We start from the raw sequence: 15,314 nt of genomic DNA on the forward strand, positions 1-15,314 counted from the left end.
ATGCGACGCGGGACGTGCCGGATCGGGATCAGCGGCTGGCGGTACGCCGGGTGGCGCGGTGACTTCTACCCGAAGGGCCTGCCCCAGCGCCGCGAGCTCGAGCACGCCGCCTCCCAGCTGACCTCGATCGAGATCAACGGCTCCTTCTACTCCCTCCAGCGCCCCACGTCGTACGCCGCGTGGCGAGCGGAGACCCCCGACGACTTCGTCTTCGCGGTCAAGGGCGGCCGGTTCATCACCCACCTCAAGCGGCTGCGCGACGTGGACGCCGCGCTGGCCAACTTCTTCGCCTCGGGGGTGCTGGCGCTCGGGCCCAAGCTCGGTCCGCTGCTGTGGCAGCTCCCCGCCAACCTGGCCTTCGACGCCGAGGTGCTCGACGCGTTCCTCGCCTCGCTGCCGCGCACCACCACCGAGATGGCCGAGCTGGCGGCGCGGCACGACGACAAGCTCGCCGACGACCGGGCGCTCACCACCGCCGAGGCGGAGCTGCCGGTGCGGCACGCGCTGGAGTTCCGCTCCGAGACGTTCGTCGACGAGCGGGCCTACGCGGTGCTCCGCGAGCACGGCGTCGCCTGCGTGCTCGCCGACACCGCCGGCCGTTGGCCGAAGGTCGAGCAGGACACCGCCGACTTCCGCTACGTGCGGCTGCACGGGGACGCCGAGCTCTACACCAGCGGCTACTCCGACGCGGCGCTCGACACCTGGGCCGCGAAGTGCCGCGCGTGGTCCGCGGCCGGCCAGGACGTCTTCGTCTACTTCGACAACGACGCCAAGGGCTTCGCCCCGCACGACGCCCGCGCGCTCATCGCACGGCTCGCAGGACCCGACCCGCGGGACTGACCCCGCGGCCCTCCCGGCTGCCGACGTACGCCGTCGCCCGGACCCGGGCCAGCCACCGCGGCACCACGGTCCATCCGGGAGGGCTGTGCAGCACCGGGTCGAGGTCGACCCGGTCGGGGGCGACCTCCTCCAGGGTCAGCAGCCCCGCCTGGAGCACCCGGTGGGGCGTCGCCACCCGCCAGGTGATCCGCACCGGCAGGTGCTCGGCGGGCTCGCCCGGCCGCGGCGAGACCAGCCGCGGGTCGTCGACCGTCAGCAGCACCTGCGCCCGGGTGCCGTCCGGCCCCTCCCAGGGCATCAGCGTGCTCAGCGTGGCCCGGTGCCAGCGACGGACCGGGCGCAGCACGAGCCTGCGCCACCCGCGGCTCCCGACGGTGGTGGCCAGCACGTCGACCGGCCCGTCGGCGGTCTCCACCCGGGTCCCCACCCCGAGCAGGTCCGGCCAGCCGGCGAGCACCCCGACCCCTTGGGAGAGCCGCACGGCACAGCGGTGCGGTCCCGGGGGCAGCGGGCCGTCGCCGGTCAGCTCCAGCGACCCGGCGTACGACGCCCCCACGGGGTGGAAGGCCCGGGCACGGCGCACCCGGGCGAGCAGGCGGAACGAGGTCTGCAGCAGGTCCATGCCAGCCGGTACCCGGCTAGCGGCGCAACCACCCCGTGATCGTCGGGATGCCCTCGACCCAGCGCAGCCGGGCGGCGTACATCGCCCGCTCGGCGCGCTGCCGGACCCGCTTGGACCAGTCGAACCCCGAGGCGCACGGCTTCGGCTTCCCGTGGCAGACCCAGCCGTGCAGGAAGAGCCGGGAGCCGGCCAGGTCGGCGCCGCCGGGACCGCACAGCCCGGTGGTCGTCCGGTCGAGCAGCACCCCGCTCTCGGCCGTGCTCCAGTCCGTCACGGTCGGCGAGCGCAGCCAGATCGTCTGGTAGGTGCACCGGGTGTAGTCGCCCTCGGAGAGCAGCAGCACCCACCCCTCGGGCCGCTGGACCAGCAACGGGTTCTCCACCACCCCGGGGTAGCGGTAGAGCTCGACGCTGGTCGCCCCGGACCGCACCCGGGTGCCGGAGCGGTCCAGCGGCACGGTGCGGATCGATGACGGGATCCGGTCGGTCTTGTAGAGCAGCTGGAGCCCGTCCTCGCCGACGTGCAGCGACGGGTCGATCACCCCCGCCCGGGGCAGGCTGGGGTCGCGGGGGAGCAGCGGGTCCTCGGCGGTCGGGACCTTCCTCACGTACGCCGGGCAGACCAGCGGGCGCCCGCCCACCGGGGTGAAGCCGTCCAGCGCCTTGCGGGAGCGCGCCACCCCGATGCACCGGCCGTACGGGCCGAGCCCGCGCACCGGAGCGGAGTAGTAGAGCACCCACCACCCGCGGACCCGCTTCACGTCCGCCGCCCAGATGTCGCCGGGCCGTGACCAGGAGGGCAGCCGGGTCAGCGCCGGGCCGTGCCGCTGCCAGCGGCCGTTGCGGCTCCGGGTCCAGGCGCGCGGGGCGCGCTCGCCGGTGGCGAAGGCGACGTAGCCGCCCCCCAGCCGCTCGACCGCGGGGTCGGCGAAGTTGCCGCGCAGCACCGGGCGCGGCACGTCGGTGGCGGCGAGCGCCGGAGTGGGCGCGAGCGGGAGCAGGAGCGCCAGGGCCAGCCCCAGCGCTGCGAGCGGAGGCCTCACCAGCTGAGCTCGCGGCAGTCGGAGGCGTCGTTCTCGACCTGGAGCGTGGCGTGGTCGACGCCGAACCGCTCCAGCAGCACGGTGCGGGCCGCGCCCAGCACGGCGTCCGGGGGAGTCGACCCGGCGACCAGGTGGGCGGTAGCCACGTTCATCCCCGAGGTGAGCGTCCACAGGTGCAGGTCGTGCACCTCCTGCACGCCCGGCACCTGTGCCAGCGCCGACTCGACGTCGGCCGGGACCATGCCGGACGGAGCGTGCTGGCCCAGCACCGCGAGCACCTCGCGGCCGAGCAGGACCGCGCGGACCGTGACGAAGACCGCCACCGCCAGCGCCACCCCGGTGTCCCACCAGGCGCTGCCGGTCACCGCGACCAGCACGCCGGCCGCGATCACCCCGACCGAGCCGACGGTGTCGGCGACCACCTCGAGGTAGGCGCCCTTGACGTTGAGGGACTCCCCGGCGCCACCGCGCAGCAGGACCAGGGCGACGAGGTTGGCCAGCAGACCGAGCGCGCCGACGACCATCATCGGCCCGGCGTCCACCTCGACGCTCTCGCCGATCCGCGAGAGCGCGGTGACGCCGACGTACGCCGCGGCGCCCAGCATCAGCAGCACCACCAGGCCGGAGGCGAAGATCTCGGCCCGGTAGGACCCGTAGGTCCGCAGGCCGGTGCGGTCGCGGCGGACCGCGATCCGGGTGGCGGCCAGGGCCGCGCCCAGCGCGACCACGTCGGCGGCCATGTGGCCGGCGTCGGAGAGCAGCGCCAGGGAGCCGGAGAGCAGGCCGGCGACCAGCTCGACCACGAAGAAGGTGGCGATGACACCGAACGCCACGGCGAGCCGCCAGCGGTGCCGACCGCCCGCGTGGCTCGACCCGTGCCCGTGCCCTGCGCCCATGACGGTTCAGCCTAGGGGAATACGTGAGGGTGGGTGGGGTACTGGCGCGCCATGGACGTCCGACCTCACCGCTTCGCGACCCGCGACCCGGCCAGTGCGGAAGAGTTCCTGCGTGACCGTTGGGACAGCCTGGGCAAGGTCGAGTTCGGCCCCCGCTTCTCCATCGAGGTGAGTGGGATCCAGGCCCCCGACTTCCGGGTCGAACGCCTCAGTCACAGCTCCAGCATCCGCGTCACCGCCACGGCCCCCGGGCCGGTGCAGGTGGTGGAGGTGCTCGGCGGCACGATCACCGTGGAGGACGGCGACACCGTCACCCGGATGGGCCCCGGCGAGCTGTTCGCGATCGACGCCGTGATCACCCCGTCGACCACCAGCAGGTCGGTGCACGTCGGAGTGGTCACGCTCTCGCGCGAGCTGCTCGGCCAGGTGGCGGGGGTGCCGGCCGACCGGCTGCGGATCCCGCGCCGCCAGCCCCTGCCCGCCGCGGCCGACCAGTGGCGCCTGGCCGTACGCCGGGCGAACCGGGAGATCTCCGAGCACCTGCGCCGGGGCACCCGCCCGCCGATCGACGTGGCCCATCGGCTGGCCCAGGCCGCCCTGACCGCCTTCGGCGTGGAGACCGTGCCGCTCGAGCCGACCGACGCCGAGGGGCTGGGCCCGCAGCACCCGGTCAACCAGGCGATCGCCTTCATCGAGGCGCACGCCGGGGAGTCGCTCAGCGTCACCGACATCGCGCACGCCGCCCGGACCAGCGTGCGGGCGCTCCAGCAGGGCTTCGCCCGCCACCACGACACCAGTCCCACGGCGTACCTGCGCCGGGTCCGGCTGGAAGGGGCGCACCGCGAGCTCGCCGCCGCCGAGCCGACCGGCCCGGTGACCGTGGCCGACGTCGCGGCCCGGTGGGGGTTCAGCCAGGCGGGCCGGTTCGCGGCGCACTACCGCGAGGCCTTCGGGGTGCTGCCGAGCGAGACCCTGCGCGCCCGGCCGCACGTCTCCCCGCTCTCCGGTGGGGCCGAGTAGCCCTTCGTGGACTCGCGCAGGTAGGTTGGCGGCACTGTGGTGCCGGTCACACCCCGACCGGCACGCTGCGGAGCAACCGGACGGTGACCCCCGGGTCGGTTGCGCGACCTGAAGGAGTGCACGTGAGCCACCACGGATTCGGTCCGGACCTGGTCGAGGTCTTCGGCCCCTCGCAGACCGACGGCGGACCCGAGCTGGTGCAGCTGCTCACCCCGGAGGGGGAGCGCACCCACCACCCGGAGTTCGACCGCGACTTCAGCGCCGAGGAGCTGCGCGGCTTCTACCGCGACATGGTGCTGACCCGGCGCATCGACACCGAGGCGACCGCCCTGCAGCGCCACGGCGAGCTGGGCATCTGGGCGCAGCTGCTCGGCCAGGAGGCCGCGCAGATCGGCGCCGGCCGCGCCCTGCGCCCGCAGGACCACGTCTTCCCGACCTACCGCGAGCACGGCGTCGCCTGGTGCCGCGGGGTCGACCCGCTCGCCCTGCTCGGACTCTTCCGCGGCGTCGACCACGGCTCCTGGGACCCCGCCGAGTTCGGCTTCGGCCTCTACACGATCGTGATCGGCGCGCAGGCGCTGCACGCCACCGGCTACGCGATGGGCATGCAGCGCGACGGCGTGGTCGGCACCGGCGACCCGGAGCGGGACGCCGCGGTCGTCGCCCACTTCGGCGACGGCGCCTCCAGCCAGGGCGACGTCAACGAGGCGTTCATCTTCGCCGCCTCCTACCAGGCCCCGGTGGTCTTCTTCTGCCAGAACAACCAGTGGGCGATCTCCGAGCCGATCGAGCGGCAGTCGCGGATCCCGCTCTACCAGCGGGCGCTGGGCTTCGGCTTCCCCGGCGTCCGGGTCGACGGCAACGACGTGCTGGCGACGTACGCCGTGACCCAGGCCGCGCTGCAGCGCGCCCGAGACGGCCAGGGCCCGACCCTGGTGGAGGCCTACACCTACCGGATGGGCGCCCACACCACGACCGACGACCCCACCCGCTACCGGCTCTCCGACGACGTCGAGCGGTGGAAGCTCAAGGACCCGATCTCCCGGCTGGAGGTCTACATGCGGCGCAACGGGCTCGCCGACGCCGAGCTCGTCGACGCCGTCAAGGAGGAGGCCGACGAGCTGGGCCACCGACTGCGCGAGGGGTGCAAGGCGATGCCCGACCCGCGGGCGCTGGACATGTTCGACCACGTCTACGCCGAGGAGACCGAGGAGCTGCGCGTCCAGCGCGAGGGCTACGCGGCGTACCTGGCGACCTTCGAGGAGGCCGGCCGATGAGCGAGCAGATCACCCTGGCCAAGGGGCTCAACGCCGGGCTGCGCAAGGCGATGGAGGGCGACCCCAAGGTGCTGGTGATGGGGGAGGACGTCGGCAAGCTCGGTGGCGTCTTCCGGATCACCGACGGCCTGCAGAAGGACTTCGGCGAGGACCGGGTGATCGACTCCCCGCTGGCCGAGTCCGGCATCGTCGGCACGGCCGTCGGCCTGGCGCTGCGCGGCTACCGGCCGGTGGTGGAGATCCAGTTCGACGGCTTCGTCTACCCCGCCTACGACCAGATCGTCTGCCAGGTCGCCAAGATGCACTACCGGTCCAAGGGCCGCTCGCCGATGCCGATGGTGATCCGGATCCCGTTCGGCGGCGGCATCGGCGCGGTCGAGCACCACTCGGAGTCCCCGGAGGCGCAGTTCGCGCACACCCCGGGCCTCAAGGTGGTCGCCTGCTCCAACCCGGTCGACGGCTACTGGATGATCCAGCAGGCGATCGCCTGCGACGACCCGGTGATCTTCCTGGAGCCCAAGCGGCAGTACCACGCCGACAAGGTGCTCCTCGACGAGTCGATCAGCCCCGACCCGCTCTTCTCCTCCCGGGTGGTGCGCCGTGGTGAGCACGCCACGCTGCTCGCCTACGGGCCGACGGTGAAGACCGCCCTCGCGGCCGCCGACGCCGCTGCGGTCGAGGGCAAGTCGCTGGAGGTCATCGACCTGCGCACGCTCTCGCCGCTGGACATGGGCCCGGTGCTGGACTCGGTACGGCGCACCGGCCGCGCCGTCGTCGCCCACGAGGCGCACGTCAACCTCGGCCTCGGCGCCGAGCTGGCGGCCCGGATCACCGAGGAGTGCTTCTACTCCCTGGAGGCGCCGGTGCTCCGGGTCGGCGGCTTCGACACGCCGTACCCGGCCTCGCGGATCGAGGAGGAGTTCCTCCCCGACCTCGACCGGGTGCTGGACGCCGTCGACCGCTCGCTGGACTACTGAGGAGACCTGAGATGTCCGAGTTCCTGCTGCCCGACGTCGGCGAGGGCCTCACCGAGGCCGAGCTCGTCTCCTGGAAGGTCAAGGAGGGCGACACGGTCGAGATCAACGAGATCATCTGCGAGATCGAGACCGCCAAGTCGATCGTCGAGCTGCCCTCGCCGTTCGCCGGCACGGTGCTGGCGCTGATGGTCGCCGAGGGCCAGACGGTCGACGTCGGCACGCCGATCATCTCCATCGGCGACGCAGCGCCCCCCGCCATGGAGATCGACCTCTCCAACCCCGCCGCCAGCGGCGGTGGCGAGGGCGAGTCCCTGGTCGGGCGCAACAAGGCCGACCGCGGGCCCCAGCGCCGGGCGCGCAAGGGCGCGGCCTCGCCTGCCTCCCAGGCGGGCGCGCAGGCGCAGCTCCAGGTCCAGGGCGCCTTCGCCCCCGGCGGCGCCCAGTCGCAGCCGGTGGCCCCGGCCGACGAGCCGCCGGTGCCCGCCGAGTCCGCCGCTCCGGAGCCGGTGCCCACGCTGACCGCGGCGCTCCGCGCCCTGGCCAAGCCGCCGGTGCGCAAGCTCGCCAAGGAGCTCGGCATCGACCTCAGTACGCTCACCCCCAGCGGTCCGCGCGGCACCGTCTCCCGCGACGACGTCCGCGCCGCCTCCGTGTCCCTCTCTGCTGGACACGGTGGCGGCGCCGACGTGGGCGAGGCCCTCCCGGAGACGGCCCGCGAGCGCCGCGAGCCGGTCAAGGGCGTACGCCGGGCGATGGCCCAGGCGATGACCCGCTCGGCCTTCACCAGCCCGCACGTCACCGAGTGGGTCACCGTCGACGTCTCGGCGACCATGCGCTTCCTCGAGCGGCTCAAGACTCAGCGCGACTTCGCCGGCGTCCGGGTCAGCCCGACGCTGGTGGCCGCCCGGGCCGCGATGCTGGCGATGCGGCGTACTCCCGAGATCAACTCGTGGTGGGACGAGGAGGCCCAGGAGGTCGTCTACAAGTCCTACGTCAACCTCGGGATCGCGGCGGCCACGCCGCGTGGACTGGTCGTGCCGACGATCAAGGACGCCGACTCGCTGTCGCTGCTGGAGCTGGCCGAGGCGCTGGGCGAGCTCACCGCCACGGCCCGGGAGGGACGCACCCAGCCCGCCCAGATGAGCGGGGGCACGTTCACCCTCACCAACGTCGGGGTCTTCGGGGTCGATGCGGGCACGCCGATCATCAACCCCGGCGAGTCGGCGATCCTGTGCCTGGGCGCGGTCGGCAAGCGGCCCTGGGTCGACGAGGAGACCGGCGAGATCGTCGCGCGCGACGTCACCACCCTGGCGCTCTCCTTCGACCACCGGCACATCGACGGGGAGAAGGGTTCGCGGTTCCTGGCCGACGTCGCCGGCATCCTCCGCGACCCGGCGAGCGCGCTGTTGTTCTGAGTCGACCCGCCCCCGGACGGAGAAATACCCCGTCCGGGGGTGGTTTCGACTTCATCCACCGGGGTAGAACGTCGCCGTGAGCCTGCCATCGTCCCGCATCGGCCCCTTCGTGGTCGGTCGCCAGATCGGTCGCGGCGGCGTCGGCGTGGTGCACGCGGCGCTGCCGCAGCCGCGACTGGTGGGTCCCGAGGAGCGGCTCTCCGGCCAGCCGCCCGCTGCGGCGCCCGAGGTGGCGCTCAAGCTGCTGCCGGCCGACCTGGCGCAGGACCGCGACTTCCGGTCCCGGTTCGCCCGGGAGGCGCGCACCCTGGCCCGGCTCGACTCCCCGCACGTGCTCCCTGTGCGGGCGTACGGCGAGGAGGGCGGCCGCCTCTACCTGGCCAGCGACCTGGTGCCGGACGGCGACCTCGAGCGGATGCTCCGTACGCACGGCACACCCCCGGTCGACCTGGCGCTGCGCCTCGTGTCCCAGGCGGCGCTCGGCCTGGCCGACGCCCACGACGCGGGACTGGTGCACGGCGGGGTCAAACCGGCCAACGTGATGCTGCGCCGGGTGGACGAGGAGTTCCAGGCCTGCCTGACCGACTTCGGCACCGCCCACGGCGCCGCCGGCCCGCTCCAGCCCGGCAACGCCCGCTGGGCCGCGCCGGAGCTGCACACCGGCGCCGAGCCGTCGGTCGCCTCCGACCTCTACTCGCTGGGTTGCGTGCTCTGGACGGCGCTCACCGGCTCCGCGCCGTACGACGCGCCCACCGAGTTCCAGCTCGCCTCGGCCCACCTGGGCTCGGCGCCGCGACAGCTCGCCGGCGGCTCCCCGCTGGTGCTCGAGCTCAACCGGGTGCTGACCAAGGTGCTCGACAAGGACCCGTCCCGTCGGTACACCTCGGCCCGGCAGCTGGCTGACGCGCTGGCTCGGGCCCGGTCGCTGGCCGGGGCGCGCGAAGCTCCGCTGGTGCCGGCCCCGCCCGTCGGTGGGCCTCCGGTCGTCGTCCCGGTGCCGTCCCGGCCCCGGCGCTGGCGGTCGGCCCTGGTCGGGGTGGCCGCGCTGGTGCTCGGCATCGTCGGCACCCTGGCGATCGTCGAGGGGGACGCCGTAGGCACCGCTCCTGCCGCGCTCAGCGGAGGCGACCGGGAGGACGAGCCCGTGCTCAACTCCGAGGCACGGGCGGTCACCAGCATCGCCGACGGCTTCGTCGACGTGCTCCTGGTCGACCAGGAGAACGCCCGTTGCATCGCGGGCCGCTGGGTCGAGGAGATGGGGCTCGGCCGGCTCATCGCCGCAGGGTTCCTCGACTCAGACCTGGGCTACCGGGACCATGACCTGGAGGCCGTCGACCCGGCGATCAAGCAGTCCCTGGAGCAGGCCACGCAGGTCTGCCTTTCCTGAGACGACCCGTGTTACTCGCGAGTAAAGACCGCTAGGTTGACGCCCGCTCAGGGAATCTTCGGAGGGGTGTGGACATGGGGTGTCCCAGGTGTGGCATGCAGGTGCGCTCGGCCGCGCCGTGGTGTCCTGACTGCGGGTTCGAGCAGCTGGTGCCGGAGATCCACCCGCCGCTGCCCGGGCGTACGCCCCTGGGCGTGGGCACCGGCACCCCCGTGCCGCCCCCGCGCCGGGGGTCGGGTGGTGCGCCGCTGCTGATCGCCGCGGCCCTCGCCGTGATGCTCGCCCTGGTCTTCGTCGACCTGGACGGGGACGACGACCCGTCCGCGGCGGTCGGGCCGCCGGTCCAGCCGGTCGGCCTCACCGCGAGCCCGCAGGCGACGCCGTCGCCGGTCGACGACCTCGAGGCCGACGATCCGGCGCTGACGAAGGCCGAGCGGAAGGCCCGCCGCGCCGAGCGCACGGGGCTCGCCTCGCCCACGGCTTCGCCGACCGCGTCGCCGAGCGCCTCCTCGACGGCCTCGCCGACCCCGAGCGGGCAGCCGACGCCGCAGGTGCCTCCGACCTCGAAGCCGCCGAAGTCCCCGAGGCCGCCGAAGCCCTCCGCGACCCCGCCGACCTCGGTGCCCACTCCGGTGCCGACCCCCACGCCCCCGGCGCCCACCCCGACTCCGCAGCCGCCCACCGCGGCGCCGACCCCGCAGCCGCCCACCGCGGCGCCGACCCCGGAGCCGCCGGCCACCCGCACGCCGGCGGAGATCGCGGCGTCCTTGTCGCGGTGGCAGACCTGCCTCTCGCTGAAGAACGCCGGCCACAGCTATGAGGTCGCCAAGGCCTACTGGGAACTGCGCGGCCGGCCGTGGGGCTGGGACCTCTTCAACCAGGACGGCCGGATCTGCGAGCTCACCTACCGCTGAGGACGGGCGCTCGGGCTGGCTGACCTGCCTGTGGAGAGGGCCAGCGACTGTCGGCGGGCAGGACTATTCTCGAACGCATGATCGAGACGCAGGTGCGGTGCTGGGACGCCGCTCCCTCGGAGCCCGCAGCGCCCCAGGGTGCCTGGACGACCCCAGAGCTGTCGGCGTTGGCGGCGAGCCTGGCCGACGTCGGCCCCGCCCCCTCCCGCACCGCGGACTGCCTGGCGCAGGTCGAGGCGTTGGAGGCGCTCAAGGCGGCCGCGGCCGCCGCGCAGGCCAGGGTCACCGCCGCGTACGCGGTCCGGGAGCGAGCTCGGCTGGAAGGACTCCGCTCCACTGACGCTGGGGGCCGTCGAGGTCCCGCGCCCGAGCCGGTGATCGGCTGCCAGCTCGGGCTGGCCCGCCGGGAGTCACCGGCCCGTGGCCGGTTCCTGGTCGGTGCCTCCACCGCGCTGGTCGAGGACCTCCCGCAGACTCTTGCCGCCCTGACGCGCGGCGAGCTCACCGAGGAGCGCGCGCTGCTGATCGTGCGCGAGACCGACGACCTGGCTCGCGAGGACCGGACCCGGGTCGACGACGACCTGGTGGTCCGGGACCGGTGCCGGCTGTGCGGCCGCTCTCGGCACCGATCAGCTGCGCGAGCTGGTCCGCCGCCTGGTCACCGCTGCGGACTCCGAGGCGGCGACCCGGCGGGCGTCCCGCGCCCGGGCCCGCCGTCACGTGGCCGGCCGGTTGCTCGGCGACGGCACCGGCCGGATCACCGCGGTGGTTCGCTCCGAGCGCTACGGGCCGGTGATGAAGGCGCTCCAGGAGGCCGCCTCTGCCGCCCGGCTCGCCGGTGACCCGCGGACCGCCGACCAGGTGCGCGCCGACGTCCTGGTCGAGCGTGTGACCGGTCTCGATCCCCAGGTGCCGCGCCGGATCGACCTGCGGCTGGTGCTGAGCCTGGCCAGCCTCTGGGGTGAGTGCGAGGACCCCGGCTGGGTGCCGGGGTCGGGCCACCTGCCCGTCGAGGTCTGTCGCCAGCTGCTCGGCGAGGCGTTCGAGCAGCACGCCGTGACCGTGCGCCGCCTCTTCGCGCTGCCCGACGACGGGCAGCTGGTTGCGATGGAGCGGCCCGGCCGGTGCTTCGACGGGCTGCTGGCCGAGATGATCCGCCTGCGTGACGGCGAGACCTGCCGGACCCCGTGGTGCGACGCGCCGATCCGCCAGCTCGACCACGTGGTGCCGCGTCGGGAGCACGGGCCCACCAGCTTCGAGAACGGTCAGGGGCTCTGCGAGACCTGCAACCAGGTCAAGGAGGCGCCCGGGTGGACGAGCTGGGTCGGGTTCGCCGGGGGTGGTCCGGAGATCGGCGCCTTCACCAGCAGCGGCCGCGCCTACTACGGCAAGCCGCCACCGCTCCCCGTCTGAGCCGGGGCGGGGCAGCGGTCAGCGGATCCGCTGCGCCCGTTCCTGCGGCGTCCCCGGGCCGCGCGCGAGCAGCCCGATCAGCTCGTGCTCCAGCACCGCGCCCACACGACGGCAGAAGGCGGCGGGCTCGTCGGCGGCGTCCGGGTGCTCGGCGACGATCCGGTCGACGATGCCCAGGCGCTTGAGGTCGAGAGCCCGCACGCCCTGGGCGCGCGCCATCTCCGGCGCGTGCTCGGTGTCGCGGTGCACGATCGCGCTCGCTCCCTCCGGCGGCAGCGGCGAGAGCCACGCGTGCTGGGCGGCGATCACCCGGTCGGCGGGCAGCAGGGCCAGTGCGCCGCCGCCGTTGCCCTCGCCGAGCATCAGGCACAGGGTGGGGGCGGGCAGGGTGACCAGGTCCTCCAGCGACCGGGCGATCTCGCCGGCCAGCCCGCCGTTCTCCGCCTCCGCGGAGAGCGCCGCGCCCTGGGTGTCGATCACCGTCACCAGCGGCAGCCCCAGCTCGCCGGCGAGCCGCATCCCGCGCCGGGCCTCGCGCAGCGCGCCGGGCCCCATGGGTCGGTCCGTGGTCTGCCCGCGACGGTCCTGGCCGAGGAAGACGCACGGGGCCTCGCCGAACCGCGCCAGCGCGAAGAGCAGCCCCGGGTCGGACTCGCCCTGCCCGGTGCCGTTCAGTGGGATCACGTTGGTCGCGCCGTAGCGCAGCAGCCGGCGTACGCCGGGACGGTCGGGACGCCGCGAGCGGGTGACCGCGTCCCAGGCGTCGACGTCGCCGACCTCCTCCTCGCCCGGGTCGGCGACCTCGGGCAGCGGGGCGCGGGGCCGCTCGAGGATGTCGAGGGTCCGGCCGAGGATGTTGCGCACCGCCCCGGGCGCGATCACGCCGTCGACGATGCCGCGCTCGTAGAGGTTCTCCGAGGTCTGCACCCCCTCGGGGAACGGCTTGCCGTAGAGCGCCTCGTAGACCCGCGGACCCAGGAAGCCCACCAGCGCCCCGGGCTCGGCGACCGTGAGGTGCCCGGTCGAGCCCCAGCTCGCCATCACCCCGCCGGTGGTGGGGTGCCGCAGGTAGACCAGGTAGGGCAGCCCGGCGGCCTTGTGCGCCGCGATCGCCTCGGAGATACGGACCATCTGCACGAACGCGGCGGTCCCCTCTTGCATCCGGGTGCCGCCGCTGGCGGGCGCGCCGAGCAGCGGGAGTCCCTCGGCGGTCGCCCGGCGGATGGCGGTGACCAGCCGGTCGGCGGTCGCGCGGCCGATCGAGCCGGCCAGGAAGGAGAACTCGCCCAGCACGACCGCGACCCGGTGCCCGTCGAGCAGCCCCTCGCCGGTGACGACCGCCTCGTCGACGCCCGATTTCTCCCGCGCGGCGACCAGCTGGTCGGCGTACGCCTCGTCCGCCGCGGTGTGGTCGGGCTCGGTGTCCCACGAGGACCACGACCCCTCGTCCAGCACCAGGTCGATCAGGTCGTGGGCGGAGAGGCGAGCGGTCACGGCACGAAGGCTATGCCAGCGGGGACCGACGTCCTGCCACGGAGGTCTGGACCGGATGATCCGATATGCGCAAGGGGCGGAGGCCGGGAGCGGGCCGCGACCTATCATCGCGGCCAATCGCGCCGGGACGGGCTCGGCGCCGTCACGGGGGTGTCCATTGCTGTTGCGTGTCCGGTCCGCTCTCCTCCTCACCATGCTGGTGGGCTCGCTGCTCGGGCTGGTCGCCCTGCCGGTCCAGGCCGCGGACGAAGCCGCTGGGACGGTGACCGGGCAGGTGACCTTCCCTGGCCAGTCCGACTGGGACACGAGTGTCTACATCGTCGACGTGGACGAGTTCCAGGTCGTCGGTCGGGCCGAGATCGGCTCATCCTCGCCGGGCTACGAGATCGACGTGCCTCCGGGCACCTACCGGGCCGAGTTCGCCCGGACCTGGCTCTCCGCGGAGGTGGCCGAGGGCCAGTTCAGTGGCGGTGCCCCCGAGTATCTCGGGTGGGAGTCGGCGGTGACCTTCACCGTGGCGCCCGGACAGACGGTGAGCGGGATCGACGCCGAGCTCCAGGTGGGCGGCAGCATCGAGACCACGGTGCGCAACGTCGACGGCACGCCGGTCTCGAACTGCGGGGTGCGCGCCGTGGGCGGCCGGACCTACGTCAGCACCCGGGAGAAGGTGACCTCGGACGCGGGTGCCGTCACGCTGGGAGGCCTGACCACCGCCGACTACGTCGTCGAGGTGTTCGGGTGTGTCGACCAGCCCGTCTACTACGTGGGCGGGGGGCAGATGAGCTACGAGTTCACCGACGCGGTGCGGGTCCCCGTGCAGCGAGGCGTCACCCAGACCCTGCCCCACGACCTGGTGGTCGACGTCGAAGGCGTCGCCCCTCCGCGCATCCAAGACATCGACCCGCCGGTGGTCACCGGCACGGCTCAGGTGGGCCAGGAGCTGACCGGGACCGCCGGCACCTGGTCGCCCGCCCCGGAGCGGGTCACCTACCAGTGGGTGCGCAACGGCGACACGATCCCGGGTGCGACCTCGTCGACCTACCGCGTCACCGACGCCGACGTCGGCGCCCGGCTCCGGCTGGAGGTCAGGGTGTTCCGCGACGGCTACCTCTCCGGGTTGAGCGGCTCGAGGGACACTGAGCGCGTGGTCCCGGATCCCAACGCCACGCCGGCGCCTGAGCCGACGCCGACGCCTGAGCCCACGCCGACGGCCACGCCGGAGCCGACGCCCACGCCGACCCCGACCCCGACCCCGACGGCCACGCCTCCCGCGCCGCTGCCGACCAAGGCGCCGGCGGTCAAGGGCAAGCCGAGGGTGGGCAAGAAGCTCAAGGTCACCATCGCTTCCCTGCCCGGGGTGACGGTCAAGATCCAGTGGTTCCGCAACGGCAAGAAGATCAAGAAGGCGACCAAGGCGTCGTACAAGGTCACGGCCAAGGACCGGGGCAAGAAGCTCCGGGTCAAGATCACCTATCTCCGGGGCTCGGAGAAGAAGGTGGTCTCGGGGAGGGCCCGGAAGATCCGCCGCTGAGCCCGGCCATACTCCCCATTGTCATGTAAGACAATTGACAATGGGGAGTATGGTGCTGCCATGGGTCTTCTCCTCCGGTCCGTGCGGCTGCCGATCTCGGCGACCGCTGCGGGCATGACGCCGCTGGCGGAGGTGCCCGCGGCGCGCACACTGGAGGAGGCCCGCCTGGTCCGGACCCACGTGCCCAACCCCTTCCTGCCGGGGGTGGTCCCGTTCGTCGCGCCGACCGAGGCGGCTGCCTGGGCGGTGGAACGGGAGGCGAACGAGGCGCGAGCCCCCTGGTGGCCTGGGGTGGCCCTGCGGCACCGGCTGGTCATCGGCACCGCCGACCAGGTCGCCGAGGAGCTCGTCTGCTGGTACGCCGCAGGCGCGGTCGACGGCTACCACCTGATCCCGCCGCCGACGCCGCACGGCCTGGCCCCGTTCGCGGAGTCGGTCCCGCCCCTGCTCGCCCACCTCGCGCGGTGGTCGCGGGCCGGGTGAGCC

At 74.1% G+C, this 15,314-nt stretch carries 15 protein-coding genes; 11 read left to right on the plus strand and 4 right to left on the minus strand.

Annotated elements, in window-relative coordinates:
* On the plus strand, positions 1–840 hold the full coding sequence (locus tag H8838_RS01585) for a DUF72 domain-containing protein (protein ID WP_185995365.1): 840 nt from the start codon (positions 1–3) through the stop codon (positions 838–840).
* Here H8838_RS01585 and H8838_RS01590 read toward each other — a convergent pair.
* The 3 genes from H8838_RS01590 to H8838_RS01600 are packed head-to-tail and all read right to left on the minus strand — an operon-like array spanning position 803 to position 3,400.
* Positions 803–1,462 carry a hypothetical protein gene (locus H8838_RS01590; RefSeq protein WP_185995364.1) on the minus strand — a complete coding sequence of 220 codons (660 nt, stop codon included), beginning with the start codon at positions 1,460–1,462 and terminating at the stop codon, positions 803–805. The two genes, H8838_RS01585 and H8838_RS01590, sit on opposite strands and share 38 nt — an antisense overlap.
* A 16-nt stretch (positions 1,463–1,478) precedes the next feature.
* Positions 1,479–2,504, minus strand: a complete 1,026-nt coding sequence (locus tag H8838_RS01595) for a family 43 glycosylhydrolase (RefSeq protein WP_185995363.1) — start codon at positions 2,502–2,504, stop codon at positions 1,479–1,481.
* Entirely contained in the window at positions 2,501–3,400 is a 900-nt protein-coding gene (locus H8838_RS01600; protein ID WP_181309834.1) for a cation diffusion facilitator family transporter, read from the minus strand. Before H8838_RS01600 ends, H8838_RS01595 begins: the two co-directional genes overlap by 4 nt.
* A gap of 51 nt (positions 3,401–3,451) precedes the next feature.
* Between H8838_RS01600 and H8838_RS01605 the strand changes: the two genes are divergently transcribed.
* The 8 genes from H8838_RS01605 (at position 3,452) to H8838_RS01640 (ending at position 11,803) form a co-directional block, all read left to right on the plus strand.
* Positions 3,452–4,420 carry a helix-turn-helix transcriptional regulator gene (locus tag H8838_RS01605; RefSeq protein WP_181309833.1) on the plus strand — a complete coding sequence of 323 codons (969 nt, stop codon included), beginning with the start codon at positions 3,452–3,454 and terminating at the stop codon, positions 4,418–4,420.
* A 116-nt stretch (positions 4,421–4,536) separates the two neighbouring features.
* A complete protein-coding gene (gene pdhA, locus H8838_RS01610; protein WP_181309832.1) occupies positions 4,537–5,697 on the plus strand; it encodes a pyruvate dehydrogenase (acetyl-transferring) E1 component subunit alpha in 1,161 nt (386 codons plus the stop codon).
* Positions 5,694–6,674, plus strand: a complete 981-nt coding sequence (locus H8838_RS01615) for an alpha-ketoacid dehydrogenase subunit beta (RefSeq protein WP_185995362.1) — start codon at positions 5,694–5,696, stop codon at positions 6,672–6,674. Before pdhA ends, H8838_RS01615 begins: the two co-directional genes overlap by 4 nt.
* Before the next feature lie 11 nt (positions 6,675–6,685).
* On the plus strand, positions 6,686–8,089 hold the full coding sequence (locus tag H8838_RS01620; protein ID WP_185995361.1) for a dihydrolipoamide acetyltransferase family protein: 1,404 nt from the start codon (positions 6,686–6,688) through the stop codon (positions 8,087–8,089).
* 76 nt (positions 8,090–8,165) lie between these two features.
* Positions 8,166–9,476: a serine/threonine-protein kinase gene (locus H8838_RS01625; RefSeq protein WP_185995360.1), complete on the plus strand. Its 1,311-nt coding sequence runs from the start codon at positions 8,166–8,168 to the stop codon at positions 9,474–9,476.
* 95 nt (positions 9,477–9,571) lie between these two features.
* Positions 9,572–10,390 carry a hypothetical protein gene (locus tag H8838_RS01630; protein WP_185995359.1) on the plus strand — a complete coding sequence of 273 codons (819 nt, stop codon included), beginning with the start codon at positions 9,572–9,574 and terminating at the stop codon, positions 10,388–10,390.
* A gap of 77 nt (positions 10,391–10,467) precedes the next feature.
* A complete protein-coding gene (locus H8838_RS20315) occupies positions 10,468–11,232 on the plus strand; it encodes a hypothetical protein (RefSeq protein ID WP_185995358.1) in 765 nt (254 codons plus the stop codon).
* On the plus strand, positions 11,186–11,803 hold the full coding sequence (locus tag H8838_RS01640) for an HNH endonuclease (protein WP_185995357.1): 618 nt from the start codon (positions 11,186–11,188) through the stop codon (positions 11,801–11,803). Before H8838_RS20315 ends, H8838_RS01640 begins: the two co-directional genes overlap by 47 nt.
* A gap of 18 nt (positions 11,804–11,821) precedes the next feature.
* On the opposite strand, the gene H8838_RS01645 is transcribed toward H8838_RS01640, so the two are convergent.
* Positions 11,822–13,297, minus strand: coding sequence for a carboxyl transferase domain-containing protein (locus tag H8838_RS01645; protein ID WP_224766319.1), 1,476 nt, complete (start codon positions 13,295–13,297; stop codon positions 11,822–11,824).
* A 193-nt stretch (positions 13,298–13,490) separates the two neighbouring features.
* Between H8838_RS01645 and H8838_RS01650 the strand changes: the two genes are divergently transcribed.
* Complete coding sequence (locus H8838_RS01650; protein WP_185995628.1) at positions 13,491–14,828, plus strand: hypothetical protein; 1,338 nt, start codon at positions 13,491–13,493, stop codon at positions 14,826–14,828.
* Between the two features lie 60 nt (positions 14,829–14,888).
* Complete coding sequence (locus H8838_RS01655; protein ID WP_181309824.1) at positions 14,889–15,311, plus strand: LLM class oxidoreductase; 423 nt, start codon at positions 14,889–14,891, stop codon at positions 15,309–15,311.
* Positions 15,312–15,314: the final 3 nt, after the last annotated feature.

The sequence above is a fragment of the Nocardioides campestrisoli genome (genome assembly GCF_013624435.2).
Classification (GTDB): domain Bacteria; phylum Actinomycetota; class Actinomycetes; order Propionibacteriales; family Nocardioidaceae; genus Nocardioides; species Nocardioides campestrisoli.